Annotated in this window: 28 protein-coding genes; 14 read left to right on the top strand and 14 right to left on the bottom strand. The window is 31.4% G+C overall.

Annotated elements, in window-relative coordinates; genetic code table 11:
- Positions 1-268: 268 nt before the first annotated feature.
- Positions 269-964 (bottom strand): DUF4294 domain-containing protein, encoded by a 696-nt coding sequence (locus PHR76_RS07625; protein ID WP_300060491.1) that lies wholly within the window; start codon positions 962-964, stop codon positions 269-271.
- Positions 965-1,051: 87 nt separating this feature from the next.
- Between PHR76_RS07625 and PHR76_RS07620 the strand changes: the two genes are divergently transcribed.
- Together PHR76_RS07620 and PHR76_RS07615 are read left to right on the top strand one after the other, a co-directional pair.
- Positions 1,052-2,140 carry a M42 family metallopeptidase gene (locus tag PHR76_RS07620; protein ID WP_300060489.1) on the top strand — a complete coding sequence of 363 codons (1,089 nt, stop codon included), beginning with the start codon at positions 1,052-1,054 and terminating at the stop codon, positions 2,138-2,140.
- 71 nt (positions 2,141-2,211) lie between these two features.
- On the top strand, positions 2,212-3,405 hold the full coding sequence (locus PHR76_RS07615) for an LETM1-related biofilm-associated protein (protein ID WP_300060486.1): 1,194 nt from the start codon (positions 2,212-2,214) through the stop codon (positions 3,403-3,405).
- 8 nt (positions 3,406-3,413) lie between these two features.
- Here PHR76_RS07615 and PHR76_RS07610 read toward each other — a convergent pair whose 3' ends face one another.
- From PHR76_RS07610 to PHR76_RS07595, 4 genes are all read right to left on the bottom strand, one after another.
- Positions 3,414-4,238 (bottom strand): DUF3943 domain-containing protein, encoded by an 825-nt coding sequence (locus PHR76_RS07610; RefSeq protein WP_300060483.1) that lies wholly within the window; start codon positions 4,236-4,238, stop codon positions 3,414-3,416.
- Positions 4,239-4,326: 88 nt separating this feature from the next.
- Positions 4,327-4,962 carry a carbonate dehydratase gene (gene can, locus PHR76_RS07605; protein ID WP_300060481.1) on the bottom strand — a complete coding sequence of 212 codons (636 nt, stop codon included), beginning with the start codon at positions 4,960-4,962 and terminating at the stop codon, positions 4,327-4,329.
- Between the two features lie 122 nt (positions 4,963-5,084).
- Positions 5,085-5,909, bottom strand: a complete 825-nt coding sequence (locus PHR76_RS07600) for a DJ-1/PfpI family protein (protein WP_300060478.1) — start codon at positions 5,907-5,909, stop codon at positions 5,085-5,087.
- Between the two features lie 190 nt (positions 5,910-6,099).
- Positions 6,100-6,579 (bottom strand): DNA starvation/stationary phase protection protein, encoded by a 480-nt coding sequence (locus PHR76_RS07595; RefSeq protein WP_300060475.1) that lies wholly within the window; start codon positions 6,577-6,579, stop codon positions 6,100-6,102.
- Positions 6,580-6,685: 106 nt separating this feature from the next.
- On the opposite strand from PHR76_RS07595, the gene PHR76_RS07590 reads away from it, so the two are divergent.
- Positions 6,686-7,630 carry a LysR substrate-binding domain-containing protein gene (locus PHR76_RS07590; protein WP_300060472.1) on the top strand — a complete coding sequence of 315 codons (945 nt, stop codon included), beginning with the start codon at positions 6,686-6,688 and terminating at the stop codon, positions 7,628-7,630.
- A 30-nt stretch (positions 7,631-7,660) separates the two neighbouring features.
- Here the strand turns inward: PHR76_RS07590 and PHR76_RS07585 are convergent, their stop codons facing one another.
- The 4 genes from PHR76_RS07585 to PHR76_RS07570 form a co-directional block, all read right to left on the bottom strand.
- Positions 7,661-7,858, bottom strand: coding sequence for a hypothetical protein (locus PHR76_RS07585; protein ID WP_300060469.1), 198 nt, complete (start codon positions 7,856-7,858; stop codon positions 7,661-7,663).
- Between the two features lie 151 nt (positions 7,859-8,009).
- Positions 8,010-8,672 (bottom strand): tRNA (5-methylaminomethyl-2-thiouridine)(34)-methyltransferase MnmD, encoded by a 663-nt coding sequence (mnmD, locus tag PHR76_RS07580; protein ID WP_300060466.1) that lies wholly within the window; start codon positions 8,670-8,672, stop codon positions 8,010-8,012.
- Between the two features lie 11 nt (positions 8,673-8,683).
- Complete coding sequence (locus tag PHR76_RS07575; RefSeq protein WP_300060463.1) at positions 8,684-9,136, bottom strand: hypothetical protein; 453 nt, start codon at positions 9,134-9,136, stop codon at positions 8,684-8,686.
- A complete protein-coding gene (locus tag PHR76_RS07570) occupies positions 9,136-9,630 on the bottom strand; it encodes a DUF4920 domain-containing protein (protein ID WP_300060460.1) in 495 nt (164 codons plus the stop codon). The genes PHR76_RS07575 and PHR76_RS07570 overlap by 1 nt, the downstream gene beginning before the upstream one ends.
- Before the next feature lie 293 nt (positions 9,631-9,923).
- On the opposite strand from PHR76_RS07570, the gene PHR76_RS07565 reads away from it, so the two are divergent.
- Together PHR76_RS07565 and PHR76_RS07560 are read left to right on the top strand one after the other, a co-directional pair.
- The gene (locus PHR76_RS07565) at positions 9,924-10,991 is read left to right on the top strand and encodes a branched-chain amino acid aminotransferase (protein ID WP_300060457.1); all 1,068 of its coding nucleotides are present in this window, start codon (positions 9,924-9,926) and stop codon (positions 10,989-10,991) included.
- Positions 10,992-11,036: 45 nt separating this feature from the next.
- Positions 11,037-11,531: a MepB family protein gene (locus tag PHR76_RS07560; protein WP_300060454.1), complete on the top strand. Its 495-nt coding sequence runs from the start codon at positions 11,037-11,039 to the stop codon at positions 11,529-11,531.
- A gap of 90 nt (positions 11,532-11,621) precedes the next feature.
- On the opposite strand, the gene PHR76_RS07555 is transcribed toward PHR76_RS07560, so the two are convergent.
- Complete coding sequence (locus tag PHR76_RS07555; RefSeq protein ID WP_300060452.1) at positions 11,622-12,005, bottom strand: nucleoside triphosphate pyrophosphohydrolase family protein; 384 nt, start codon at positions 12,003-12,005, stop codon at positions 11,622-11,624.
- Between the two features lie 101 nt (positions 12,006-12,106).
- Here PHR76_RS07555 and PHR76_RS07550 point away from each other — a divergent pair, with 101 nt between their 5' ends.
- The 5 genes from PHR76_RS07550 (at position 12,107) to PHR76_RS07530 (ending at position 15,126) form a co-directional block, all read left to right on the top strand.
- Positions 12,107-12,295, top strand: a complete 189-nt coding sequence (locus PHR76_RS07550) for a hypothetical protein (RefSeq protein WP_300060449.1) — start codon at positions 12,107-12,109, stop codon at positions 12,293-12,295.
- Between the two features lie 213 nt (positions 12,296-12,508).
- Positions 12,509-13,588 carry an SRPBCC family protein gene (locus PHR76_RS07545; RefSeq protein WP_300060446.1) on the top strand — a complete coding sequence of 360 codons (1,080 nt, stop codon included), beginning with the start codon at positions 12,509-12,511 and terminating at the stop codon, positions 13,586-13,588.
- Positions 13,589-13,672: 84 nt separating this feature from the next.
- Complete coding sequence (locus tag PHR76_RS07540; protein WP_300060443.1) at positions 13,673-14,215, top strand: RNA polymerase sigma factor; 543 nt, start codon at positions 13,673-13,675, stop codon at positions 14,213-14,215.
- Between the two features lie 30 nt (positions 14,216-14,245).
- Positions 14,246-14,665, top strand: a complete 420-nt coding sequence (locus PHR76_RS07535; protein WP_300060440.1) for a hypothetical protein — start codon at positions 14,246-14,248, stop codon at positions 14,663-14,665.
- Positions 14,666-14,670: 5 nt separating this feature from the next.
- On the top strand, positions 14,671-15,126 hold the full coding sequence (locus PHR76_RS07530) for a sensor of ECF-type sigma factor (RefSeq protein ID WP_300060437.1): 456 nt from the start codon (positions 14,671-14,673) through the stop codon (positions 15,124-15,126).
- On the opposite strand, the gene PHR76_RS07525 is transcribed toward PHR76_RS07530, so the two are convergent.
- Positions 15,123-16,187 carry an oxidoreductase gene (locus PHR76_RS07525; protein WP_300060434.1) on the bottom strand — a complete coding sequence of 355 codons (1,065 nt, stop codon included), beginning with the start codon at positions 16,185-16,187 and terminating at the stop codon, positions 15,123-15,125. The genes PHR76_RS07530 and PHR76_RS07525 overlap by 4 nt on opposite strands.
- A 150-nt stretch (positions 16,188-16,337) precedes the next feature.
- On the opposite strand from PHR76_RS07525, the gene PHR76_RS07520 reads away from it, so the two are divergent.
- Positions 16,338-17,624, top strand: a complete 1,287-nt coding sequence (locus PHR76_RS07520; protein WP_300060429.1) for a hypothetical protein — start codon at positions 16,338-16,340, stop codon at positions 17,622-17,624.
- 42 nt (positions 17,625-17,666) lie between these two features.
- Here the strand turns inward: PHR76_RS07520 and PHR76_RS07515 are convergent, their stop codons facing one another.
- Positions 17,667-18,707 (bottom strand): RluA family pseudouridine synthase, encoded by a 1,041-nt coding sequence (locus PHR76_RS07515; protein WP_300060426.1) that lies wholly within the window; start codon positions 18,705-18,707, stop codon positions 17,667-17,669.
- Entirely contained in the window at positions 18,700-19,314 is a 615-nt protein-coding gene (locus tag PHR76_RS07510) for a PASTA domain-containing protein (RefSeq protein WP_300060423.1), read from the bottom strand. The genes PHR76_RS07515 and PHR76_RS07510 overlap by 8 nt, the downstream gene beginning before the upstream one ends.
- A 104-nt stretch (positions 19,315-19,418) precedes the next feature.
- Here PHR76_RS07510 and PHR76_RS07505 point away from each other — a divergent pair, with 104 nt between their 5' ends.
- The gene (locus PHR76_RS07505) at positions 19,419-20,393 is read left to right on the top strand and encodes a D-alanine--D-alanine ligase (RefSeq protein ID WP_300060420.1); all 975 of its coding nucleotides are present in this window, start codon (positions 19,419-19,421) and stop codon (positions 20,391-20,393) included.
- Between the two features lie 7 nt (positions 20,394-20,400).
- Positions 20,401-20,856, top strand: coding sequence for a pantetheine-phosphate adenylyltransferase (coaD, locus tag PHR76_RS07500; protein ID WP_300060417.1), 456 nt, complete (start codon positions 20,401-20,403; stop codon positions 20,854-20,856).
- Between the two features lie 51 nt (positions 20,857-20,907).
- Here the strand turns inward: coaD and PHR76_RS07495 are convergent, their stop codons facing one another.
- Positions 20,908-21,768 (bottom strand): T9SS type A sorting domain-containing protein, encoded by an 861-nt coding sequence (locus PHR76_RS07495; protein WP_300060414.1) that lies wholly within the window; start codon positions 21,766-21,768, stop codon positions 20,908-20,910.
- An 85-nt stretch (positions 21,769-21,853) separates the two neighbouring features.
- Here PHR76_RS07495 and PHR76_RS07490 point away from each other — a divergent pair, with 85 nt between their 5' ends.
- On the top strand, positions 21,854-23,587 hold the full coding sequence (locus PHR76_RS07490; protein WP_300060411.1) for a M14 family metallopeptidase: 1,734 nt from the start codon (positions 21,854-21,856) through the stop codon (positions 23,585-23,587).
- Positions 23,588-23,604: the final 17 nt, after the last annotated feature.

Genomic DNA, 23,604 nt, shown 5'->3' with positions numbered 1-23,604 from the left:
TATCGCTTTCCAAATCTTTTTTAAACTCTTTTTTAAAGTATTTTTCAATGCTCTGATATATCGAAGGTTATATATGAAAGTTTTTTTATTTAAACTTCATCCTTCTATCAATTCATCGAAAATAAAAATACAAAACATCAGAATTTAGTAAAAAAAACAATGTCCCTAAAACGGAGACATATAAATACACTCTGTTTATGTAGGTAAACAGAGATGAATTCTAGAACGAGAGTGTGGGGGGAAAAGTTATAAAAAGTAAATTAAAAAATTACTCTGAAGTTTTTTTTGCTTTTGCTTTTTCAACCTTTTCTTTCCAAATTCTAGAAAGTTCAACATAATCGATTGGTATAGCAGACATTTGGCGTTGAAGGCGACCTTCATTGAATGCTTTTAAAAGTATACTTTCAATTAAAAAATCTTCTGTTACCGAAAAAGGGTCATATTCTGTTTTCAAATCAATATCGAAAACTTTTGCGGTATTACTTGCCCAAAAAGCTTTCCACCCATTTTTTAGGTCTTTCACTAAGGCGAAAGTTGATTGTCCTGTTTGTCTATAAATTAACTTCACTAAAATTTGTCCTTGTTTTCTTGATAATTTTTTAAGCTGCCCTTCAAATTCATTTTCAAGATAACTTTCAACGATTTTAAAATATTTCTTTTTTTCTCGTTCTGTTTTAAATTTATCCATATTTAAATTGAGCTGGGTTAAATTATCAGCAGCCGTTTTTGCATAGGGATAGACTTTTATGACGCGTTGTTGAAGTAATAAAAATCGTTTACGATCTTCCTCATCTTTGGTAGACTTGACACCCGTAACAACAACTTCTTCTAAATCCATAGAGGTTCGAAGGATGGAATCATTCCCAATTAAATAATATATAACCGTGGAATCTTTTTTAGTTTCCTGAGCTTGCAAGGAATTTAATATCAAAAAAAACAATAAAATGGACAAAGAGTATTTCATGTATTTCATAAATAAAAATCAAAAATAGCTATTTATAGTTAAGGTATATAATCTTATTTTTAAATTAGCAAAAAAATTCAATTAACTATGTCTACAAAAACCATACTAAAAAAATCATCTATTACTTTTTTAGAAAAATATTTAAACAACGCCTCTCCTACCGGCTATGAATCTGAAGGTCAGAAAATATGGATGGATTATCTAAAACCGTATGTTGACACCTTTATTACGGACAATTATGGAACTGCAGTTGGAATTATAAATCCAGAGGCGCCTTATAAGGTTGTTATTGAAGGTCATTCTGACGAAATATCATGGTATGTAAACTACATTACGGATAATGGATTGCTATATGTTATACGAAATGGTGGTTCAGACCATCAAATTGCTCCTTCTAAACGCGTTAATATCCATACTAAAAAAGGGATTATAAAAGGCGTTTTTGGTTGGCCTGCAATTCATACTAGAAACAGAAGCAAGGAAGAAACCGCTCGAATAGACAATCTATTTATAGATATTGGATGTTCTACCAAAGAAGAAGTGGAAAAACTTGGTGTTCATGTAGGATGTGTGATTACCTATCCGGATGAATTTATGATTTTAAATGAAAATAAATTTGTGTGTCGAGCCATTGACAACCGTATGGGCGGATTTATGATTGCCGAAGTAGCACGATTATTACATGAAAATAAGAAGAAATTGCCTTTTGGATTATACATTACCAATTCTGTTCAAGAAGAAGTAGGCTTAAGAGGTGCAGAAATGATTACCAAAACCATTAAACCCAATGTTGCCATAGTGACGGATGTTTGTCATGACACCACTACCCCTATGATTGATAAAAAAATTGAAGGAGAAACACAAATAGGAAAAGGTCCGGTGATTACTTATGCTCCTGCTGTTCAAAATAATTTAAGAGAATTAATTATAGCCACAGCGGAAGAAAATAAAATTCCGTTTCAGCGAAATGCGTCATCAAGAGTTACTGGAACCGATACGGATGCCTTTGCGTATAGCAATGGCGGAGTACCATCTGCCTTAATTTCATTGCCGTTACGATATATGCATACTACAGTAGAAATGGTTCATCAAGAAGACGTAGAACATGTGATTCAGTTAATTTATCAAACCTTATTGAAAATAGAAAACAACGCTAATTTTTCATATTTTAAATAAGCGTAATCAAATGTTCGTTGTATATATTGCTTTAATTTTAGTATTAATAGTCTAAATTTGTCAAAAAAAATATGATAAATCCTTCAGCCATTGGATGGATAGACAAGTTTTTTAGTAAGTATTCTTTGCCAATACCTTCTTTGAATACGAGTAAGGATTTTTATTGTCGCACTCGACTGACGGGTTTTATTTATGGTCATGTTATTCGAATTGATTCGCATGAGGATTTAATGATAAAAGGGTGGACTTCTGAAGAAATTTCAAAAGTTGCCCTTTTAAATAGTTTGAACAGCATTTTTCAATTAGAAACCAAAAACTATGATTCTACTGCTTTTATCGAGAAAACATTAGCCTTTTATAATCTATTGAGTCCGCAAGGTTTTTCTATTTTTAAGAAATTATTACCTAGCGAATCCGATTCACAAAAGCTCGAAAAAATCATCAATGAACGCGTTCAGACTAATGATAATATGGTGAGTAAAAACTTTTCACATATTGTCACTAATGCGTTATTATTTGTGGATGTTTTGGCTTTTCAACACTTTTTAAGAAAAGGTGAATTGTCTAAAAATTATATTCAAAAAATTGAAGAAATAATTCTCAGTTTGGTTTCTTTGGCTTTAATGAGCAAATTACACAAAACACATTATGATGATTTGTTGATTAAATTATTTGAATCTTCTGTTCGTTATACTAAATTTTCTGGCATTCGAATTGATAGCTTGGACAAGATACCGCTGGAGTTTCTTCAAACTAATTTGGAGAAATACTACATCATGGATTTAGCTGGTATGGCTCTATGGAGCGATAAACAGTTAGAGAAAGAAGAAACTGCATTTTTGTATGAACTAGGCAGAACACTCTCACTTGAAAAGTCATATATTTTAGAAAGTCTGACTGCAATTGATAATTTTATCACCATTCATAAATCTGAAATTCCTTATTTTAATTATTCCAACCCGATAAAACATTTTTATGACCAATCGACTCAAGCTGTCATAAATTTAATTAAGAGAAATAAAAAAAGACTTCAAAAAGAACTATCAGAAAGTAAAGAGTTGGTTGTATTGTTGGCTTATTCAACTCAAAGAGAATTAGAAGCAGAGGAAAAGAAGAAAATGAAAAAGCAATTATTGGATATCTGTAAAACAATTCCTTCGCTTACGATTTTTTTGCTTCCTGGCGGAAGTATATTGCTCCCAATTTTAATTAAGTTTATTCCTCAAATTTTGCCTTCTTCTTTTAATGAGAATTTAGACAATTAATAATTTGATTAAAACTTGACTACTACTTGTAATCCCCAAGTTTGTTTACCGCTAAAAACATTTCGCTCCATCGGAACAAAGCTAGAATAAGTAACCACTTTATTAGTTGTTTTATATCCAAATATATCTAAAACTTCATTGAATGGATCCATCACGAAAAGAAATGTGTTTCCTAAAAACTTTGATTTTAAAACCCTTCTTTCATTTTGGATAATTTTTCCTTTGGCAATAAAGAAACCTTCACCAATAATAGAGCCAACTATAGGAGTGATAACTAAATCTTGGATAGAAGGAACTTCTGCAAATGCTTCGACACCGTATTCCCAAAAAAATGTTGACATCAAAAACGAATACGTAAACGATTCCCATCTTTTGTAACCAGAACCTCGAGCAGACATATAATAAACACCACCAGCCCAAGGATGCACAACATAATTCATGAAAAATTCATCTTCATCAAAAACAGGTCCTTCTTTTACGTTTTCTTTCCATTTTTTTAATAATCCTTCTTCTTGAATCTCTTGCTTATCCCATTTAGAAATACTTACGGGAGCAATCCATAACAAACCAAACGAAGCCACAGCAACACCGGCATACATTCCTGTATTGTATAAAAGGCGTTTTGGATCACGTTGTGGATTATAGATATTGGTTATTATGACACTTGAAATGGTGTCATTTGTGTTTTCAAAATTAGAAAGTATAAGAGTCGACGTTAAAGAATCTGATTGAATTGTATCACTGATTCTTGCAATAGAATCATTTTGTGCAAAAGACTTAAAACAAAACAGGCTTAAAACAACTACTTTTAAAAAAATGTTAATTCTCGGCATAATTTTGCAAAAGTATAAAAGTCGGATTAAAATGACCTCATAACTTTTAAACTTTTTTACAAAAAAAAGCATTCTTTTGATTTTTCTATCAAAAATCTATTTTATAAATCTTTCCTAAGTCATCGTTATTGGTAACATTCACGTCTAAATCAGTAACATAACCTGAATTTAATCCATAAACCCATCCATGAAGAGTTAAGTCTTGTCCGGTTTTCCAAGCTGATTGAACGATTGAAGTCTTGGCTAAATCATAAACTTGTTCTTTAACATTCACTTCAACAAAGCGATTAAAACGTTCTTCAACATCTACAATATCATCCAATTCTTTTTGGTTAAACCGATAGATATCTTTGATATGTCTAATCCAATTATCAATAATTCCAATCGATTCATTTCCCATTGCCGCTTTAATTCCACCGCAACCATAATGACCACACACAATGATATGTTTAATTTTTAATGCATTTACGGCATAATCCAAAACACTTAACATATTCATATCGGAATGAATAACCATATTAGCAATGTTTCGATGAACAAAAACTTCACCTGGTGCCGCACCAATAATTTCGTTGGCTGGTACTCTACTGTCGGAACAACCAATCCATAATAAAGGTGGGGATTGCCCTTTTGATAGTCCTTCAAAAAAATTTGGATCTAACTCCAATTTTGACTCCACCCAACGTTTATTGTTCTCTAGAATCTTCAGATAAAAATCGTCCATGTATATTTTTTAGTTTTCAAATAGCATGAACAAATATAAAACAAAAAGCGGATAATTCTTTAGGTTTTTTAAAAGGTAAAAACTTAAAACAGTTGAACTACTAGGGTTGTTCTAGCTATTTATTATTTCCATTCTTGAAGTCGGTCAAGATATAAATAGGATTCAACAAATTTTCTGTGTTTTTTAGTTGATAATTTTTCAACTAATTCTAAAGAAGAAATATAGGAAGCTAAGTTTCCGTTGGAGGATAGAAATTTTCCGTCTTCCATATAACTTACTTTTCCGTCATCTTGAACAAGAAGGTTTGGATACTTCTTTTTTAACGCTACTCCGCCTCCAATCCAAGTTACGATTTTCTTACCATTTGCAATACCTGATTCTCCAATTAAAGTGGCACCCGCACAGTTACTTACCGTATATTCTGTATTTGTATTTTGACTTTTTATAAAATCAACTAAGTTTTTGTTTTTTACTTGTAATGACATATCATAAGCACTTGGCACAATTAATACATCTAGTTTTGGAGAATTAGCTAACGTATAATCAGGAAACATCTTCAGTCCTTCTTCACTTACGATAAAGTCGTAACTTTCTGCAATGGTAATTACATTAAAAAGTTGTTTTCCATCTTCGGTTAATTTAGTAAATACATCAATGGGAGCAGTTAGTTCGGTTGTTAAAACATTATCGTACATCAAAACACCAATTATCGGTAAACCAGGAGTTAGTTTTTTTAATTTTTTAGACAATTCTTTTTGTTGATTTTCAGTTAAAAGAATCAATCCATTCTCCGAATTTCGTTCTGTAATTCTTGGACTACAACTTGCGATGGAATCTGAATTGATTTCGGTTTCATTTTCAGAAACGGAAAGGCTATTTTCTTTGGATTTTTCAGAATTACAACTAATTAAAAAGAGTGCACTTAGTGCTAAAAATATATTTTTCATTCTAGTATTTATGTTTTTTAAACCCTTGTAAAGATATCTGTTTTGGAACATTATTTTTATAAATGGAACACAATTAATCTAAAATCACTAGTAAAAAGGTTGTTAAACTGTAAAAAACAGAAAGTAAAAAGACACTTTTCAACTTTTAAAAAGCTTAAAAAATGTCTTTAAAAAAAATCATTTAAAAATATTAAATACCTTCATCTAACCATGCTTTCAACATCCACATTGTTTTTTCTTGTTCTTTGATAAAATCACTCATCATAGAATTGGTTCCTTCATCGTGAGCTTCATCTGCTTGTTTTAAAATCACGCGTTCAATTTTTAATAGTTGCGTTAATGAATTAGTAATCAAGTTAATTGCTTCTTCATCTTTAGAAATATCACGTCCCACAAACAACCTGTTATTTTTAATATAATCGTCAAAAGTATGCAATGGTGTATCGCCTAAAGTTAGAACTCGTTCGGCTATTAAATCAATCTTAAGCTGGCTGTCATTATATAGTTCTTCAAATTTTAAATGTAAATCAAAAAAACTTTTTCCTTTAATATTCCAGTGCAAGCCACGTAAATTTTGATAATACACTTGAAAATTAGCGAGTAAAATATTTAATTCAGCCGATATAATTGCCGCTTTTTTTAAGTCTAATCCAATGCTGTTTGTTTTCATGTTTTGATTGTTTAATTAATTAAAGTATAAATTTACGAAAAAATAAAAGCAAAATAGCATAATTAAAATTGATAGTATTTATATTTGCATTGCAAAATACTATCAGATGACAATTACACAATTAAAATATGTTTTGGCCGTAGCAGAACATAAAAACTTCACCTTAGCGGCAGAAAAATGCTTTGTTACACAACCAACATTGAGTATGCAAATTCAAAAAATAGAAGAAGAACTTGGCATTTTAATTTTTGATCGGTCAAAAAAACCAATTGAATTGACTGAAATTGGCCAGAAGATTGTAACTCAATCTAAGAGTGTTGTCAATGAAGCTGGTCGTATTCAAGATATTGTAGATCAACAACGTGGATTTATTGGTGGTGAGTTTAGATTAGGAATTATTCCAACGGTGATGCCGACATTATTACCCATGTTCTTAAAGAATTTTATTAATAAATACCCAAAAGTTGATTTAATTATCGAAGAGTTGACTACAACTGAACTAATTTTTAAATTAAAAAACGGTCATCTTGATGCAGCTATTGCCGCAACTCCTCTAGAGGATGAAAAAATTAAAGAAGTCGTATTATATTATGAGCCATTTGTAGCTTATATTCCAGAAAATCACGAAAATTTTGACAAAAAAGAAATTGAAATTTCCGATTTAAATATGGATGAAATTCTATTATTGCAAGATGGCCATTGTTTTCGAGATGGAATTGTAAATTTATGTAAAAACAAAAAAATAATTGCCGATAAATTTAATTTTCATATCGAGAGTGGAAGTTTTGAAACGCTCATCAAATTGGCAGATGAAGGATTAGGAACAACCTTGCTTCCATATTTGCATACATTAGATTTGAAAGAAAAAGATAAAATAAAATTACGCCATTTTAAAGACCCAAAACCCGCACGAGCAGTTGGATTAATTTATCCTAAAAACGAATTAAAAATTCATATAATAGAAGCTTTACAAAGTGTAATTTCGGGTGTAGTGCGAGGAGCAATTGCTTTTCAGGACGTTCAAATTATTAGTCCGATTGCAAAAAAATAAAAAAAGGAGCCGTTTAAGCTCCTTTTAGTTTTATTGATTCACATAAATTAAACAACTTTTTAATTCGGGCTTCTCTTCTGTAAAGCGTAGCAACCAATCTCTTAGTTGTTCAACTTCATAAGGCAACAATTGTTTTAACGCTTTTTCAAGCTCTTTACAAAAAAGTTTTGGATCAAAACTAACGCTTTCTAAGATTTTCTTAGTATAAGCAAACATTGGTCTTGTCATACGGTTTGTTTTTTATTTATTAGTAGGATAAGGGTAATAAAGAACTAATGTAAATTTATACAAAAAACATTAACAACTGTTTAATTTAACATTATTATTAGGTAAAGATTAACGATTCGATTAAAATCAACCTGATTAGTAAGGTTTTACCTTAGATTTTAAAACCTCTTAACATTTCTCTTTTTCCAGGTGGTCCTTGAAGTTTTTCTATTTGAAATCCAGCTTCTAACATAGCTCTTTTTATGGAACCACGACAAGCATAGGTAACTAATATTCCGTTCTTTTTCAGGGCTTTATACATTTTATGAAAAATTTCTACCGACCATAATTCAGGTTGAACATGATAACCAAAAGCATCGAAATAAATTAAATCAAATTGATTTTCATCCGTTATATCTGCAAACAACTGATTGCGTTTAGTTAATTGGAAGTGAGCCTCAATTAACTGATTTTCTTCCCAAGGAGAATCGTGTATTTTTTTAAAAAAAGCTTGATATTCAGTGGCATTTAACTGTGAAGCATAATTCATTTGGCTGATTTCTTCCACTGATATTGGAAATCCTTCAACACCAACATAGGTAATAGTTTGTGCTGTTTTTTTACTTTCAATCAAGGTGATAAAAGCATTCAGCCCGGTACCGAAACCAATTTCTAAAATAGAAACTGCTGGTAGTGTTTGTTGAAACAAACCATTTTTTATAAATACGTGATAGGCTTCTTGAATTGCTCCGTGTTTAGAATGATAACTTTCACCCCATTCAGGCAAATGAATAGAAGTAGAACCATCTGAAGTCAGAATTACTTCTCTTTTCAATGTAAATTATATTATTGAATCGTCAATTTTTTTATTCGAACAATCGGACCGCTGCATTTCACTTCATGACAACTAATACAAGCTTGTACCGCTTTATTATAATGTTCTTTTGCATTGGCAGGATCATTATAAATTAATTTTTGAGCTTCTAAAAAAATCTTCGCTTGTTTCTTAAAAAATTCATCATTTTCTGACGGGTCAGTCATCATTGAATTATGAATTTTAGCAAAATGCGATGGAAATTCACCCACTGATTCACCTTTCAAAATACGTTCTTTTAAGCGTTGATTATCCACATACATCTGCTCCATCAATAAGGCCATGTCTGACATTTCATACATCTCAAATGTTTTTTTATCGGATGTCTCCACTGTCTCTGGCTTATCGCAAGTTGCTTTATCTTCCTTATTTTGACAACTTAGCAGAAGAAATAAACAACCAATTAGTAGACTTATTTTTCTCATTATTGCTTAATTAAAACACCGTTCGATAAAAAGGAATACGATATTTTTGGTTCTGTGATAGAATCAATTGCCACTTGCGATTTACCCGCATCTTTAGCATAATGTTTTAATTCGTCGACAGATTCTACCGAAATATAAGCTTTACCTCCAACAATTGCATCGCTTCCAGCTGCATTCATGGGCATAAAAAAACCATAATCTTTAAAACGAACAAACGTATTTTTATCTTCGTTCAAAGCTAAATTCATCCAACAGCCTTTTTTCTGACAAACATCTTTAATTTCTGAACGAAATTTTACCTCAATGGTATCGCCTGCTTTCATGGTTTCAAATTTAGCCAATAACTCTTCTTTTGAAATCACACCCTCAGCAGTAATAGAATCACCAAAAGATTGAAAATTCTCTGGAATAACTTCTACAACAGGCTCAACTTCTACCTTTTTACAAGCAAAAATTGAAAAAACAACAAAAGAAGCAATTACTATTTTATTCATAATTTTATTAATTTTAAATATGTGCTTACAAAAATAATAGATTAATTGGTATTTGAAGATTAATTATGAAAAATATGCGAATTAATCAAAAAAAATAAATATTCTTCTCCTTTTTGATTTATATACTGACAAAAAACATTTTATCTTAATTTGAGAAAGGCTTAAAAAGCTCCACTATTTTTTATATTTTAGCAAAATAATCAAGACGGTGTTTATATAATTGCAACAAAGCACTTTAAAACACTTATTATCAATTATTTACGATAAAAATTGCCTTTTTAAAATCAAATTACATGAGTACAAAATTCACAAACGAAATCGATATAGTCCACGCTCCTACTTCCAAAATTGAAACAATTGACTTTGAAAATCTAACTTTTGGAACTGTTTTTACCGACCACATGTTTGTCTGTGATTTTAAAGATGGCCAATGGCAAAAGCCGGTTATAAAACCGTATGAACCTTTTTTGATAGATCCATCTGCCAAAGTATTTCATTATGGTCAAGCTATTTTTGAAGGGATGAAAGCTTATAAAGATGAGCTAGAATCGGTTTGGTTATTTCGTCCTGATGAAAACTTTCACCGTTTTAATCATTCTGCTTCTCGATTAGCAATGCCAGAAGTGACCGAAGAAGTGTTTATTGACGGACTCAAAGCTTTATTAAATATAGAAAGAGAATGGGTAAAAAAAGGAGTTGGTAATTCCTTATATATCAGACCTTTTATGATTGCGATTGGAACGGGAGTAATTGCACAACCTTCTTCTCAATATCGCTTTATGATCATTTTGTCACCTGCTAGTGCTTATTATTCTGGCGAAGTAAAAGTAATTATTGCTGAACATTATAGTCGAGCTGCGAATGGCGGAATTGGTGCTGCTAAAGCGGCTGGAAATTATTCTGCCCAATTTTACCCCACAAAATTAGCTAATGAAAAAGGTTTTCAACAAATTATATGGACCGATGATGCTACGCATACCAAACTAGAAGAAGCAGGAACCATGAATGTGTTTTTTAGAATAAATGACACTTTATATACTGCACCAGTCAGTGAGCGTATTTTAGACGGAATTACTCGCAAAAGTTTAATTGATATTGCAAAACGCGATGGAATAAACGTAGAAATAAGACCGATAACGGTGCAAGAATTAATTGATGCAGCCAAAGACGGAACCCTTAAGGAAATTTTTGGGGCAGGAACTGCCGCAGTTGTCAATCCAATTGTTGGGTTTTCATACCAAGAAATCTATTATGAGCTTCCAAAAATTGAGAACTCCATTGCTTTACAATTAAAATCAACACTCACTGCTATTCAACATAAATTGGCAGAAGACACATTTGGTTGGACTGTAAAAGTTTAATAAATCGAAAAATCTGGAATTCAAAAATCAAAATAGCTCATTAAATTGAATAATAATCTAAAACAAATCAAAACAGCTGTTCTAGATAAATGCTTTCTTTCCATTTCTAATTTTGAATTTGAATCCGAAAGCACCGTTTATGATGCTTGTCGGTTTGAACTGAACGGACTGAAAATTATTAGCCGAAATGCTAAAATTACACCTAAAAAAAGTGGACAATTTGTGACTTTTTGGAAAAGAAGCGAAAATAATCCAATTGAGCCATTTGAAGAAACAGACCCAATTGATTTTTATCTTGTCACTATTCGTACAGAAACAGATTTAGGCTTTTTTGTTTTTCCAAAATCCTTACTGATTAAAAAAGGAATTATCTCAACAAAGAATAAAGAAGGAAAAAGAGCCTTTCGAGTTTATCCGCCTTGGACTGAGGCAAATAATGCACAAGCAATACGAACTCAAATATGGCAACAAGCCTACTTTTTCCCAATCACTGACTCAATTGATATAGAAAGGGTTAAACGCTTATTTGATATAAAATAAATTGAATGAAAATAAGCGAACACTTTCACTAGAACTATTTCTTTATTACATTTTTTGATGTTATAATAGTTATAAAAGCAATACCAAACCTTATTTTAATATTTTTTCAAAATCAGGTTTAAAATAGTTTGGTCCTTTCATTACTTTTCCGTCTTCACGATAAATTGGTTTACCATCCACACCAAGTTTACTCATGTTACTCCGTTGAATTTCTTCAAAAACTGCTTCAATTTTATGTTGTAATCCATGTTCAATAATGGTTCCGCATAAAATATAAAGCATGTCGCCTAAAGCATCGGCTACTTCTACTAAATCATTATTCATCGCAGCTTCAAGATATTCTTCGTTTTCTTCTTTCATCAAATTAAATCGCAACTGGATTTTGTTTTCACCTAATTGAACTGCGGGCTCAGTTTGGTAACCAATTTTAAAAGCAGTATGAAATTCTTTAACAGCATTAAGTTGATTTTGCATTTTTACAAATTTTAAAAAAGTAAAAATAGCCTATTGTTATTCAAGTTTACCAACCACTATTCAAAAACAATTAACTATTTTTGTTGAAAATTATTTCTATTATGTTTACTTCAGGTCAAATGCTTTTTGCTGCTATTTTTGTAATTATTTTCATTTTAATTATGATTTATGTATATCGAAAAGACCTTGCTCTGCATCGCCTTCATTATCAAGGAAGTTTTAAAGTATTAATTGGATTTATTATTTTTATTATAATGCTTTTTGTAATTAAAATTTATTTAAAAAAATAAAGTGGCTATTATCCCATTCTCATTATTTTTTGATAAATAAAAAACACATTTCAAGACCATTTTACAGCAATCCTAATCACACATTTTAAAAAAATTAAATAATTGAAAAACAAATTGTTACGCTATTTTATTTGGAGTACAATTTAATATTTTGCAATTTGAAAAAATTTCAATTTATTTTATACCTTTACCCTAGACATTTCTAATTATACTATGAGAATTTTAAAATATATATTCTTATTAATCATCTTAGGTTCACTAGCCTTGTTTGTATTTATTGCAACCAAAGATGGAAAATACAACATTAGCGAAAGCAAAGTTATTGCATTAAACAAAGCCACTCTTTTTGAATATGTAAACGATTATAAAAACTGGGAAGATTTTTGTCGGTTCAAAAGTGATTCTAGTGCTATAAAGTACTCTTACCCTTCTAAAACTACTGGAATGGGTAGTTTTTTTAGTTGGGAAAATGGTTTAAACGAAGGAGAAATTAAAACGATATATTTAAAAGAAAATGACAGTATTGCTTTAAAAATAAATTGGAACGGAAATCTTTCTGACTCCAATATTACCTTTAAAGATACTGCTGGCGGGACTAAAGTACGTTGGAACTGTAACGGCAAACAGGATTTTTCGGGTAAATTATTTTCTTTTTTTAATGGTGGAATTGAAAACCAATTAAAAACTAATTTTCAGAAAAGTTTAGCCAAATTAGAGGTGGTTTTAACCAAAGAAATCAACACGTACGCCATTTCGATAGAACAAGTTGTGTCTGTCAATAAAACCTACTATATCAAAAGAAAATCTCATTCTAAATTAGAAGATTTTAATTTAAAACTTCAAAAAGAGATGCCACTTATTTTACAATTTGTTAAAGAGAATGACCTAACTACATTCGGAAATCCATTTGCAATTTTTGAAGGCTATAAACAATCAAATCCGATTTTGAAATATGCATTAGGTTTACCTTTAAAGGATAAAATATTTACAACTCCTGAAAGCGAAATTACGGTTGATAGTATTATGCCTCATCAAGCCTTAAAAATAATTTTAAACGGTGATTATTCACATTCCAACGAGGCATGGGAAAAAGGATTAGCTTTTTTAAAGAAAAATAACTTAGAGATAAATCCTGCTGGAAATTATCGTGAAGTATATACAAAAAGTAGAACTTCAGTTAAAAACCCTTCGCAATGGGTTACAGAAGTTTATATTCCAGTGGGAAAAGCCATTGAAAAACCTAAAAACATTCCTCAAACCATACCTCTTCCTACGGAGGAATTGGTAGAATAATAGAATGTTTTCGTATTCTTTAAATTTATAGGTATCGTAATTAAACCTATTTTCAATTTAATAGTCTAACTACAAAACATTGTTTTGGAAAACGAAAAAGTTTTTATTGATTCCTTATTAAATCCCTCAACGCAACAAACTGCGTTTAAAAAATTAGTGCAAGATTATCAAAAGCCATTATACTATCATATCCGAACAATTGTATTAAATCATGATGATGCGGATGATGTTTTGCAAAATACTTTTATTAAAGTTTTTCGTAATTTGAATGGTTTTAAAGGAGATAGCAAATTATTTTCGTGGATTTATCGAATTGCAACGAATGAAGCGATAACATTTATTCAGCAAAGAGCCAAAACAAATCATGTTTCGTCAGAAGCATATTTACAACAAAAAGTAGAAAAATTACATGCCGATGTTTATTTTGAAGGGGACGAAATTCAATACAAATTACAAAAAGCCATTGCAAAACTACCAGAAAAGCAACAATTGGTGTTTAAAATGCGGTATTTTGAAGAAATAAAATATGAAGAATTGGCTGTTTTGTTGGCAACTTCTGTTGGTGCTTTAAAAGCCTCTTATCATATAGCCACAAAAAAAATTGAGGAATATTTAAAAGAAGATTAAACTAAACTTACAAATAGTAGTCTAAATAATATGAAACCATTTCAACTAGATACAAATCCAAAAATAAAACCAGGTTTTAAAGAACCCGATGGTTATTTTGAATCGTTTGAAAGCAAACTTTTTGAAAAACTTGAAAAAGATATAGAGCCAAAGGTAATTTCCATCTATTCTTCAAAAACAAAATGGTATTGGATAGCTGCAGCAGTTCTAATTTTTAGTATAAGTTTACCAATTTACAATCATTTCATTGATTCAACTTTGGCATTGCCAACTTCAGATGAAATAGAATATTATGTAAACGCTCATCCATCCATTACTTCAGAGGCAATTATTTCTGAATTAAGTTTTGACGACATTCAAGCCATGCAAGTGCAAACCGATTTAAAATCGGAAAATATTGAGAATTATTTAATACAAACAGAATCCATTGAATATTATCTTATAGATTAAAAAACATGAAACATATTTTAAATTTTACCTTACTCCTATTTCTATGTTCATCGGTTAGTTTTGCTCAACCTAAACAAGGAAAACGTGACCGAATTAAAGCACTAAAAATTGCTTTTATCTCTGATGAATTGGCGTTAACTCCAGATGAAGCAGAGAAATTCTGGCCTATTTATAATGCTTTTGAAGACAAACAATTTGAATTGCAGCATGAAAAAATGAAATCCTATATGAATCGTATTGAAACCGATATGGGAAAACTATCAGAGAATGAAGCCAATCAATTATTGGCACAAATGGAAAAAACGGAAGATGAATTATACCAATTAAGAAAAAAGTTCAATCAAAACTTAAAGTTAGTTTTAAGTGCTCAAAAAATTGTGAAACTGCATAAAGCAGAAGAACAATTTAGAAAAGATTTATTGAAACAATTTAGAAGTTCACGACCAGGGCCAAAAAATTAATCCGTTGTAAATTTCAACTTTACAATTTTATTTTTTCCTGCCGCAATCGCTGTTTTTTTATCGATGAATCGAAGTGTGTGTAAATCGGTATCATTGCTGATTTTTTTCCAAAAACTACCAATATCATCTGAAAAATAGATGCCTTGCGGACCAACACTTACAATTAAAATTCCGCCACATTCAGGCACAAATTGGATACATGAACTATATCCAAAACCTTGACCATCCGCCAATAAACTCCACGATTGACCACTATTAATGGTTAGTGCTTTATTCTTAGAGTTATCGTGTTGATTTTCATAATCACCACCCGCAATAATCCCTATCGAATCATTATAAAAGTCTGCCGAAAATATACCCGCCATTGGTTTACCTTGCGTTATAGGCGTATCATAAGCTGACCAATTTCTTCCTTTATCAGCCGAATAAAATACCCTCGCTTTTGTTCCACCAGTTAAAATCCATGTCAAATTACCTTTTACGATGAGTGAACTATTACTAGCAGCAAAACTTGCCTCACCAGTTTCCATTTTTGGTAGGTTAGAGCAATCTACTTTTTCCCATGTTTGTCCTTTATCTCGAGTAATAACAACGGTTAAACAGCCATTTTGTGGGTCGCCCATGGCTATTCCTTCAAATTCATTCCAAAATTGAATACCGTTATAAAAAGCATTTGGATTTTTATCTTCAAAAATTTTGGTAACCGAATGATTATTTTTATCTACCTTATAAATTACCGCTGGTTTTTCTGTACTTACTAAAAATAATGAGGCTTTATTTTGAGCTATTCCTCTGAAGTGAGGTTTAATACTATCAAATAAAATTTGATTGGTATAATTTTTAGATTTATCAAATCGACAGAAACCATATTTTCCCTTATCTGTTGCAAACCAAACTTTATTATTATCTAAACTAATGGCTCTAACACTCATGCTATCTACAAACAATGTCTCTGAAACAACACCCGTAAATGGAAGTCGCTTATTGGTATTAATCTTTTTTTCTTCTTGCTTACAAGAGATTAAAAGAACAAGTAATAAGATTTCACAAATTCTTCGCATTTTGTTATAAAATTTCGACAAATATAAATAATTATTTATTTTAACAAGAATTTAGTTGATAAATAAATCACAATTTTAGAAAACCAAAAAAGTGGCACAACTATTGTTTGAAGTATTATAAAGTGATTAATCTATTTAAATCAAAACATTATGAAAACGAAATTAAACCTATTCTTTATTCTGTTTTTCGGAATGATGATGATGCAAGCTCAAACTAAAACTACTGTGATTGCTAATTCGGTTGATATTAGCGATAACTTGGATTTACGAGCCATGGCTACTATTTTTGGAGAATCGTCAACTTTAGAAGATTTTGAAAGAAGATTAAATGATCCAGAAATCCAGCTCTCTAATTTAGATTTGAATAATGATAATCAAGTAGATTATTTACGCGTTATCGAATCAGTTGAAAATAGATCACATTTAATTATAATCCAAGCTGTTTTAGGCAGAGATTTATTTCAAGATGTGGCTACTATAGAAGTAGAACGAGGACAAAACAACAAACTTCAAGTTCAAATTGTAGGCGATGTATATATGTATGGTGCAAACTATATTTATGAGCCAAGTTATCATTATACACCAGTAATTTATAACACCTTTTGGGTAAATTATTACCGTCCGTATTATTCGCCGTGGTATTGGAATTATTATCCAACTTTTTATTATGCATGGAATCCTTATCCTTATTTTAGATACCATTCGCACATTAATTATTATGTAAATTACAATAATACTTGTCATTATGTGAATCACCGAAGAAATACTTATGCAATCGCCATGCATCAAACTTATCGGGCAAATGGTTATGAGAGAATGCATCCAAATCGTTCTTTCCAAAATAGAAACAATGGATATCAAAACCGTCATGATTTAGCTAGAACTGATAATTCAACAAGAGCACAAGTAGCTTCGACTACTCCAAGACCAACGCGAGCAAATGCCTACAGTAGCTCTACTACTTCAGGAACAAGAAATCCTATTGTAACTACAACAAACAATTCGCCTAGACCTAGAACTGAAAACCCTAGAAATTCAGCAATTGTTGATGAATCGCCACAACCTAGAGCTCAAAGCCCTAGAGGTAATACAACTAATTTAGAAACAGTGTACAATGCACCTAAACCAAGACAACAAGCTCCAAAAAATGAATTTCTCGCAACTAATTATCCGCGAGAAACAAGTTCTAGTCAATTGTCGACTAACAGTCCGAAACCGCGAATAAATTCAGTAAAAAGTGATGGTGGCTCTTCTTATTCGTCGCCACGAAGTAATCCGCGAAGCTCACAAAGTCAGTTAGAAAGCAACCAATCTGTTCCTTCACAGCCTCGAGTAAATAGTTCCAATTCAACACGAGTAGAAAGAAGTCAACCTGCGAGTCGAAGCCAAACTAATTCTAGACAACAAACGGGTGGAAATTCAATGCGAAGAGGATAAATTAAAAACAAAAAAGTGACGTTCATTAAAACGTCACTTTTTTTATTCTTCTTCTATTTCATGTGATTTAGAATAGTTTCTCCATTTTTCAATACATTCTTGCATATCCAACGGAATTTCTGAATCAAATCGAATGAATTCTTTGGTAATTGGATGTTCAAATCCTAGTGTTTTTGCATGCAGAGCTTGTCTGGGCAGTATTTTAAAGCAATTTTCGACAAATTGTTTGTATTTTGTAAAAGTAGTTCCTTTTAAAATATGATGTCCACCATACCGTTCGTCATTAAATAACGTATGACCAATATGTTTCATGTGGGCTCTAATTTGATGCGTTCTTCCTGTTTCTAATCGACAAGCTAATAACGTAACATAGCCCAATCGCTCTAAAACTTTATAATGTGTCACCGCAGGCTTGCCCTTTGTTTCATCATCAAAAACAGCCATTTGCATGCGGTCTTTCACGTGTCTGCCAATATAACCTCCAACAGTTCCTTCATCGTTTTCTACATTTCCCCAAACTAAAGCAATGTATTCTCTTTCTGAAGTTTTATTTGCAAATTGTTTGGTTAAATAAGCCATTGCTAAATCGGTTTTAGCCACCACCAACAAACCAGTCGTATTTTTGTCTATTCGGTGCACTAAACCTGGACGTTCCGAACTATTCATTGGTAAGTTCTCAAAGTGATAGGCCAATGCATTCACTAACGTACCGCTATAATTTCCGTGTCCGGGATGAACTACCATACCCGCTTCTTTATTGACGATTAATAATTGGTCGTCTTCATAAACCACGTCAAGCGGAATATTTTCAGGTTCTAACAAATATTCAAATGGTGGATGAGTCATTAAAACGCGAATAACATCAAAAGGTTTGACTTTATAATTCGATTTTACGGCCTCTTCATTAACCAAAATATTTCCTGCAACTGCCGCTTGTTGAATTTTATTCCGTGTAGCGTTTTCAACCACTTGCATTAAATACTTATCAATTCGCAGCATCGATTGCCCTTTTGGAACTTCAAAACGATGGTGTTCATATAATTCGTCGTCGGTATCGAGCTCGTGCGTAGTACTATTATTCATGGGTTGATTTCAATTCTTGTTGGCGGATAAGGCTATCTAGTTCATTTTGGTCAAATGCAATTTTTCCATCACCTAATACCAAATCTATTTTAGAGGTTTTCATAATCTTTGTCCCAGGTTTTACAGGAGCTCCTTTATAAATCATTTCTAAAACCATATCTTTTCCCAAATAGGGTTTATAGGTAACTTTACCCACTTCTAAACCAATTGATTTTAAGGTTGGCTCCGCTTGACGAAATGTTTTTTCAATTAAATTTGGCAATGCAACGAAGGTATAACCGGCAGCATTTAATTTTAAATAAATTTTTCGATTGGCTTTAACCTTCGCTCCTTTTTTTGGTTCTTGTTCTACTATTGAAAAAGCCGAATATTCTTTAGAATAGTCTAAGGTATCTAATAAAACATAATCTAAATTTAATTGAGTTAAGGTTTGCTCTGCTTTTTCAACACTCATTTTACTTAAATCTGGGACCGTAATTTCCTGTCCGTGTTTTGTAAAATACGAAAGCATATTGAAAAACACAAAAGCTAAAGCAAACACAATACAAGTTGCCAAAATAATTTGACGAAAAAACACTTTACTGGTTAGATAATTTCTTAAACTCATTTTTATTTATTTCGCACAAAGATATAAAATTATAAACCGTTTTTTGTTTCCATAAATAAATGTAAATTTGTTATGGTAAAACCTAATTAAACAAACGCAAAACAATGAAAAATGTTGCCATCATCATGGGCGGATATTCGAGTGAATTTCAAATTTCGTTAACAAGTGGATCTGTTGTTTACAATTCAATAGACAAAACTAAATATAATTGCTATTGCATCCATATATTTAAAGATAAATGGGTTTTAGTAGAAGAAGATAAAAGCGAATTTCATATCAATAAAAATGATTTTTCTGTCAATCGAAATGGTGAAATACTTCATTTTGATGTGGTTTTTAATGCTATTCACGGAACTCCCGGCGAAGACGGTTTGATGCAAGCTTACCTTGAATTATTAAATATTCCACAAACCAGTTGTTCTTATTATCAAGCAGCCCTAACCTTTAATAAAAGAGATTTGCTTTCTGTCTTAAAACCTTACGGGATAAAATCAGCCATTTCGTATTATTTAAATTTTGGCGATGTTATTGAAGTAGAAAATATTATTAAAAAAGTTGGACTCCCTTGTTTTGTAAAACCTAATAAATCAGGTTCAAGTTTTGGAATTTCTAAAGTTAAAACATCCGAAGAAATGATGGCTGCGATTGAAAAAGCCTACCTAGAGGATGATGAAATACTTATTGAAAGTTTTTTAGACGGAATTGAAGTTTCCGTTGGCGTCATCAATTATAAAGGTGAAATTACCGTTTTACCGATTACGGAAATTGTTTCTGAAAATGATTTTTTTGATTATGAAGCAAAGTATTTAGGTAAGTCGAAAGAAATAACGCCTGCTCGGATTTCAATAGAATTAAAAGAAAAAATAGAAAATATTGCCAAAAGAGCCTATCAAATTTTAAAAATGCAAGGTTTTTCTAGAAGCGAATTTATCATTATGGATAACGAACCTTTTATGTTAGAAATGAATACGATTCCGGGTTTGACCATGGAGAGTATTTTACCACAACAAGCCAATGCGGCTGGAATTAGTTTACCCGAATTATTTGAAAATGCAATTGAATTAGCACTTGCTAAATAACTATTTTATGAAAAAAGCCATTTTTCCAGGTTCGTTTGACCCCATAACGTTAGGCCATTTTGATATCATCAAACGCGGAATATCACTTTTTGATGAAGTGATTATAGCTATCGGTATTAATGCCGAGAAAAAATATATGTTTTCTTTAGACGAACGGATGCATTTTATTAAGGAAGCCTTTAAAAACGAACCTAAAGTAAGGGTAATTTCATATGAAGGATTGACTATCGATCTATGTAAAAAGGAAAATGCTGAATTTATTTTACGTGGACTGCGGAATCCTGCTGATTTTGAGTTTGAAAAAGCAATTGCTCATACCAACCGTAAACTCTCTAAAATTGAAACAGTCTTTTTATTAACGGCATCTAACACTTCTTTTATTAGTTCTAGTATTGTACGTGATGTGATTAGAAACGGTGGCGATTATTCTATTTTAGTTCCGGCTTCTGTCAATTTAAAATAAAAAAAACCGATTCTTTCGAATCGGTTTTTATAAAGTATAATAACCTTTAAATTATTCTTTGATAATTCTTTTGTTGATTACTCCTTCTGAAGTTTGGATGTTTAAAATATAAACGCCTGTTTTAAATTCAGAAATAGAAAAAGAATTTGCAGCATCTAATTTAACTTCCATTTGTTTTCCTGCAATATCAGTAATAGAAGCTGATTCAATAGAAACTGTTGAAGGTAATTCAATGTTGAATTTTCCTTTAGATGGATTTGGATAAACCGAAACTTTATCTAAAGCATTATCTCCTACACTCATTGTACCACCAGTTACTGATAATACTAAATGAGCATCAGGAAAATTAATTGATGCCATAGTAGATGGATTTGCAATACCACAAGCTGTTGATTGGATATAGGTTGGAGCAGATTGTCCTAAACTGTTAGCAGATAAGAAAACTCTATTTCCACTACTTGCTTCTTGAGCATTATAACCAACTTGTACTAATAAATTATGACCAGCAGGAACTGTAGCCTCTAATTCAACGGTTACTAACGTTTCTGCAGCATCTGCCATAAAGTTAGTAGTGATTTGTGTAATTTCAGTGTAACCTGTTGGGAAAACTACTGGAAAATTACTCGCTGGAGTAGAATAAAGTACAACAGTGATAGGAAAACCACCAGGTAAAGATGGAATAGTCAAAGACTGAATACCAAATTTAACATTTTCAACCGTCCAAGGTCCTGCAATTCCAAAATCGCTTAATTTAAAGAATCTAAAATAACGATTGTCACTTGATGTTGATGGAGTTCCTCCATTGCAAGCCACGTTAGTGTCTCCTAATTCCATTGAGGTGCTGTGAGAGATAGTCTGGCTATTTCCTACAAATGCAACCAATAATAAAAATAATAAAGTAATTTTTTTCATAAATAAAAAGTTTAAATGTTTTAACAAAGCTACATTATTTTCCGAAACAAACACTTATTTTAGTAAAAAAAATAAAATTTAACAAATGAACTATTTATTCCAATTTTTGTTACTGTTTTTTTCGGTTTATTCAGTGGCACAAACCTCGCAGAATACCTTGACTCCCTATGAAAAAGGGAATAAAAATCTAACTGCGACGTATCAAGAAACCATTGATTTTTTTTTAGATTTAGAAAGAAACTTTCCTACTATTAAAATAAAAGAAATGGGGTTAACAGATAGTGGGTTACCCTTACATTTAATTTTATTTAATCCAGAAGCGGTATTTGATTTGCAAAAAGCGGCTAAAACAAAAGCAATTTTACTTATTAATAACAATATTCATCCTGGTGAACCAGATGGAGTTGACGCTTCTACCCTACTTTTACGTGATTTGGCTTTTGGAAAAATAAATCTCCCAAAAAATACTATCGTTGCTGTTATTCCTTTCTATAATATTAGCGGAACCTTAAATAGAAATTCAACTTCACGCGTAAACCAAAATGGTCCTGAAAGTTATGGTTTTAGAGCAAACGGTCGTTATTTTGATTTGAATAGAGATTTTGTCAAATCTGACACAAAAAATGCTCGAAGTTTTGCGGCTTTATTTCATGAAGTTAATCCGGATGTGTTTATTGATAATCATGTAAGTAATGGAGCAGATTATCAATATACGTTGACTTATATTCAAACTCAACATCAAAAAATAGGAAAAAATTTGGGCGATTTCATAAAAGAACAAATGACGCCAGAAATTAGAAAACAATTAAAAGTCAATAAACTGGAAAGCATTCCTTATGTTAATGTTTATGGAACGACCCCAGAAAGTGGTTATTCGCAATTCATGGATTTACCTCGCTATTCCACTGGTTATGCCTCCTTGTTTAATACAATTGGTTATATGCCCGAATTGCACATGCTCAAAAACTTTGAAGATCGGGTAAATGCAACGTACGCGTTTATGAAAACCACTCTAAACTACACAGACGCAAACTATTTAAGAATAAAAAAATTACGAAAAGAAAACTTTACTAATTTCAAACCAAAAGCAAACTATACCATTCAATGGCAAATTGATAGTACAAAAAGAGAACAAATGTCATTTTTAGGCTTTGAAGCCGGCTATAAAAAAAGTTTAATTTCTGGTAAAGACAGGTTGTTTTATGATCAAAACAAACCCTTCAATAAACAAATCTCTTTTTATCCTGACTACAAATCGGTTAAGGAAATTACGATTCCAACGGCGTATATAATTCCGAAAACTTGGTGGAATGTCGTCGAATTATTAAAATTAAATAACATTTCGATGCATCGTTTAGAAAAAGATTCATTGATTAGAGTTGAAAAATACAGGATTGAAGGTTTTAAAACAGCCAAAGAAGCGTATGAAGGTCATTATAATCATTATCAAACGATTGTTTCAAGAAAGATGGAATCTATTTTATTTCAAAAAGGCGATTGGATTATTCCGACAGAACAAGCGGGTGTCAAGTTTTTATTAGAAACGTTAGAACCTGAAGCTGTTGATTCTTATTTCAATTGGAATTTCTTCGATGGGATTTTACAGCAGAAAGAATGGTATTCCGCTTATGTTTTTGAAGATTTGGCCGTGGAAGTATTGAACCAAAATCCAAACTTAAAGAACGAATTTGAAAAAAAGAAAGCAACTGATGTCGTTTTTTCTAATGATGGTGCGGCTCAACTACAATGGATTTACTTACATTCTACCTATTATGAAAAAGGACATTTAGAATATCCGGTTTATCGACTAGTTAAGTAGTATTAACTATAATTTAT

This window comes from Flavobacterium sp. (assembly GCF_028689845.1).
GTDB lineage: Bacteria > Bacteroidota > Bacteroidia > Flavobacteriales > Flavobacteriaceae > Flavobacterium.
This window is presented reverse-complemented; position numbering and strand designations above follow the sequence as displayed.

Bases quoted from the DNA above. Each gene is read 5' to 3' on its own strand.
- PHR76_RS07625 (WP_300060491.1), bottom strand. From the start codon at position 964: ATGAAATACTCTTTGTCCATTTTATTGTTTTTTTTGATATTAAATTCC.
- PHR76_RS07590 (WP_300060472.1), top strand. From the start codon at position 6,686: ATGACAATTACACAATTAAAATATGTTTTGGCCGTAGCAGAACATAAA.
- PHR76_RS07550 (WP_300060449.1), top strand. From the start codon at position 12,107: ATGTTTACTTCAGGTCAAATGCTTTTTGCTGCTATTTTTGTAATTATT.
- PHR76_RS07570 (WP_300060460.1), bottom strand. From the start codon at position 9,630: ATGAATAAAATAGTAATTGCTTCTTTTGTTGTTTTTTCAATTTTTGCT.
- PHR76_RS07575 (WP_300060463.1), bottom strand. From the start codon at position 9,136: ATGAGAAAAATAAGTCTACTAATTGGTTGTTTATTTCTTCTGCTAAGT.
- PHR76_RS07555 (WP_300060452.1), bottom strand. From the start codon at position 12,005: ATGCAAAATCAACTTAATGCTGTTAAAGAATTTCATACTGCTTTTAAA.
- PHR76_RS07585 (WP_300060469.1), bottom strand. From the start codon at position 7,858: ATGACAAGACCAATGTTTGCTTATACTAAGAAAATCTTAGAAAGCGTT.
- PHR76_RS07610 (WP_300060483.1), bottom strand. From the start codon at position 4,238: ATGCCGAGAATTAACATTTTTTTAAAAGTAGTTGTTTTAAGCCTGTTT.
- PHR76_RS07600 (WP_300060478.1), bottom strand. From the start codon at position 5,909: ATGAAAAATATATTTTTAGCACTAAGTGCACTCTTTTTAATTAGTTGT.
- can (WP_300060481.1), bottom strand. From the start codon at position 4,962: ATGGACGATTTTTATCTGAAGATTCTAGAGAACAATAAACGTTGGGTG.
- PHR76_RS07535 (WP_300060440.1), top strand. From the start codon at position 14,246: ATGAAACCATTTCAACTAGATACAAATCCAAAAATAAAACCAGGTTTT.
- PHR76_RS07495 (WP_300060414.1), bottom strand. From the start codon at position 21,768: ATGAAAAAAATTACTTTATTATTTTTATTATTGGTTGCATTTGTAGGA.
- PHR76_RS07615 (WP_300060486.1), top strand. From the start codon at position 2,212: ATGATAAATCCTTCAGCCATTGGATGGATAGACAAGTTTTTTAGTAAG.
- PHR76_RS07565 (WP_300060457.1), top strand. From the start codon at position 9,924: ATGAGTACAAAATTCACAAACGAAATCGATATAGTCCACGCTCCTACT.
- PHR76_RS07505 (WP_300060420.1), top strand. From the start codon at position 19,419: ATGAAAAATGTTGCCATCATCATGGGCGGATATTCGAGTGAATTTCAA.
- PHR76_RS07595 (WP_300060475.1), bottom strand. From the start codon at position 6,579: ATGAAAACAAACAGCATTGGATTAGACTTAAAAAAAGCGGCAATTATA.
- PHR76_RS07510 (WP_300060423.1), bottom strand. From the start codon at position 19,314: ATGAGTTTAAGAAATTATCTAACCAGTAAAGTGTTTTTTCGTCAAATT.
- PHR76_RS07620 (WP_300060489.1), top strand. From the start codon at position 1,052: ATGTCTACAAAAACCATACTAAAAAAATCATCTATTACTTTTTTAGAA.
- PHR76_RS07520 (WP_300060429.1), top strand. From the start codon at position 16,338: ATGAAAACGAAATTAAACCTATTCTTTATTCTGTTTTTCGGAATGATG.
- coaD (WP_300060417.1), top strand. From the start codon at position 20,401: ATGAAAAAAGCCATTTTTCCAGGTTCGTTTGACCCCATAACGTTAGGC.
- PHR76_RS07545 (WP_300060446.1), top strand. From the start codon at position 12,509: ATGAGAATTTTAAAATATATATTCTTATTAATCATCTTAGGTTCACTA.
- PHR76_RS07530 (WP_300060437.1), top strand. From the start codon at position 14,671: ATGAAACATATTTTAAATTTTACCTTACTCCTATTTCTATGTTCATCG.
- PHR76_RS07515 (WP_300060426.1), bottom strand. From the start codon at position 18,707: ATGAATAATAGTACTACGCACGAGCTCGATACCGACGACGAATTATAT.
- PHR76_RS07525 (WP_300060434.1), bottom strand. From the start codon at position 16,187: ATGCGAAGAATTTGTGAAATCTTATTACTTGTTCTTTTAATCTCTTGT.
- PHR76_RS07490 (WP_300060411.1), top strand. From the start codon at position 21,854: ATGAACTATTTATTCCAATTTTTGTTACTGTTTTTTTCGGTTTATTCA.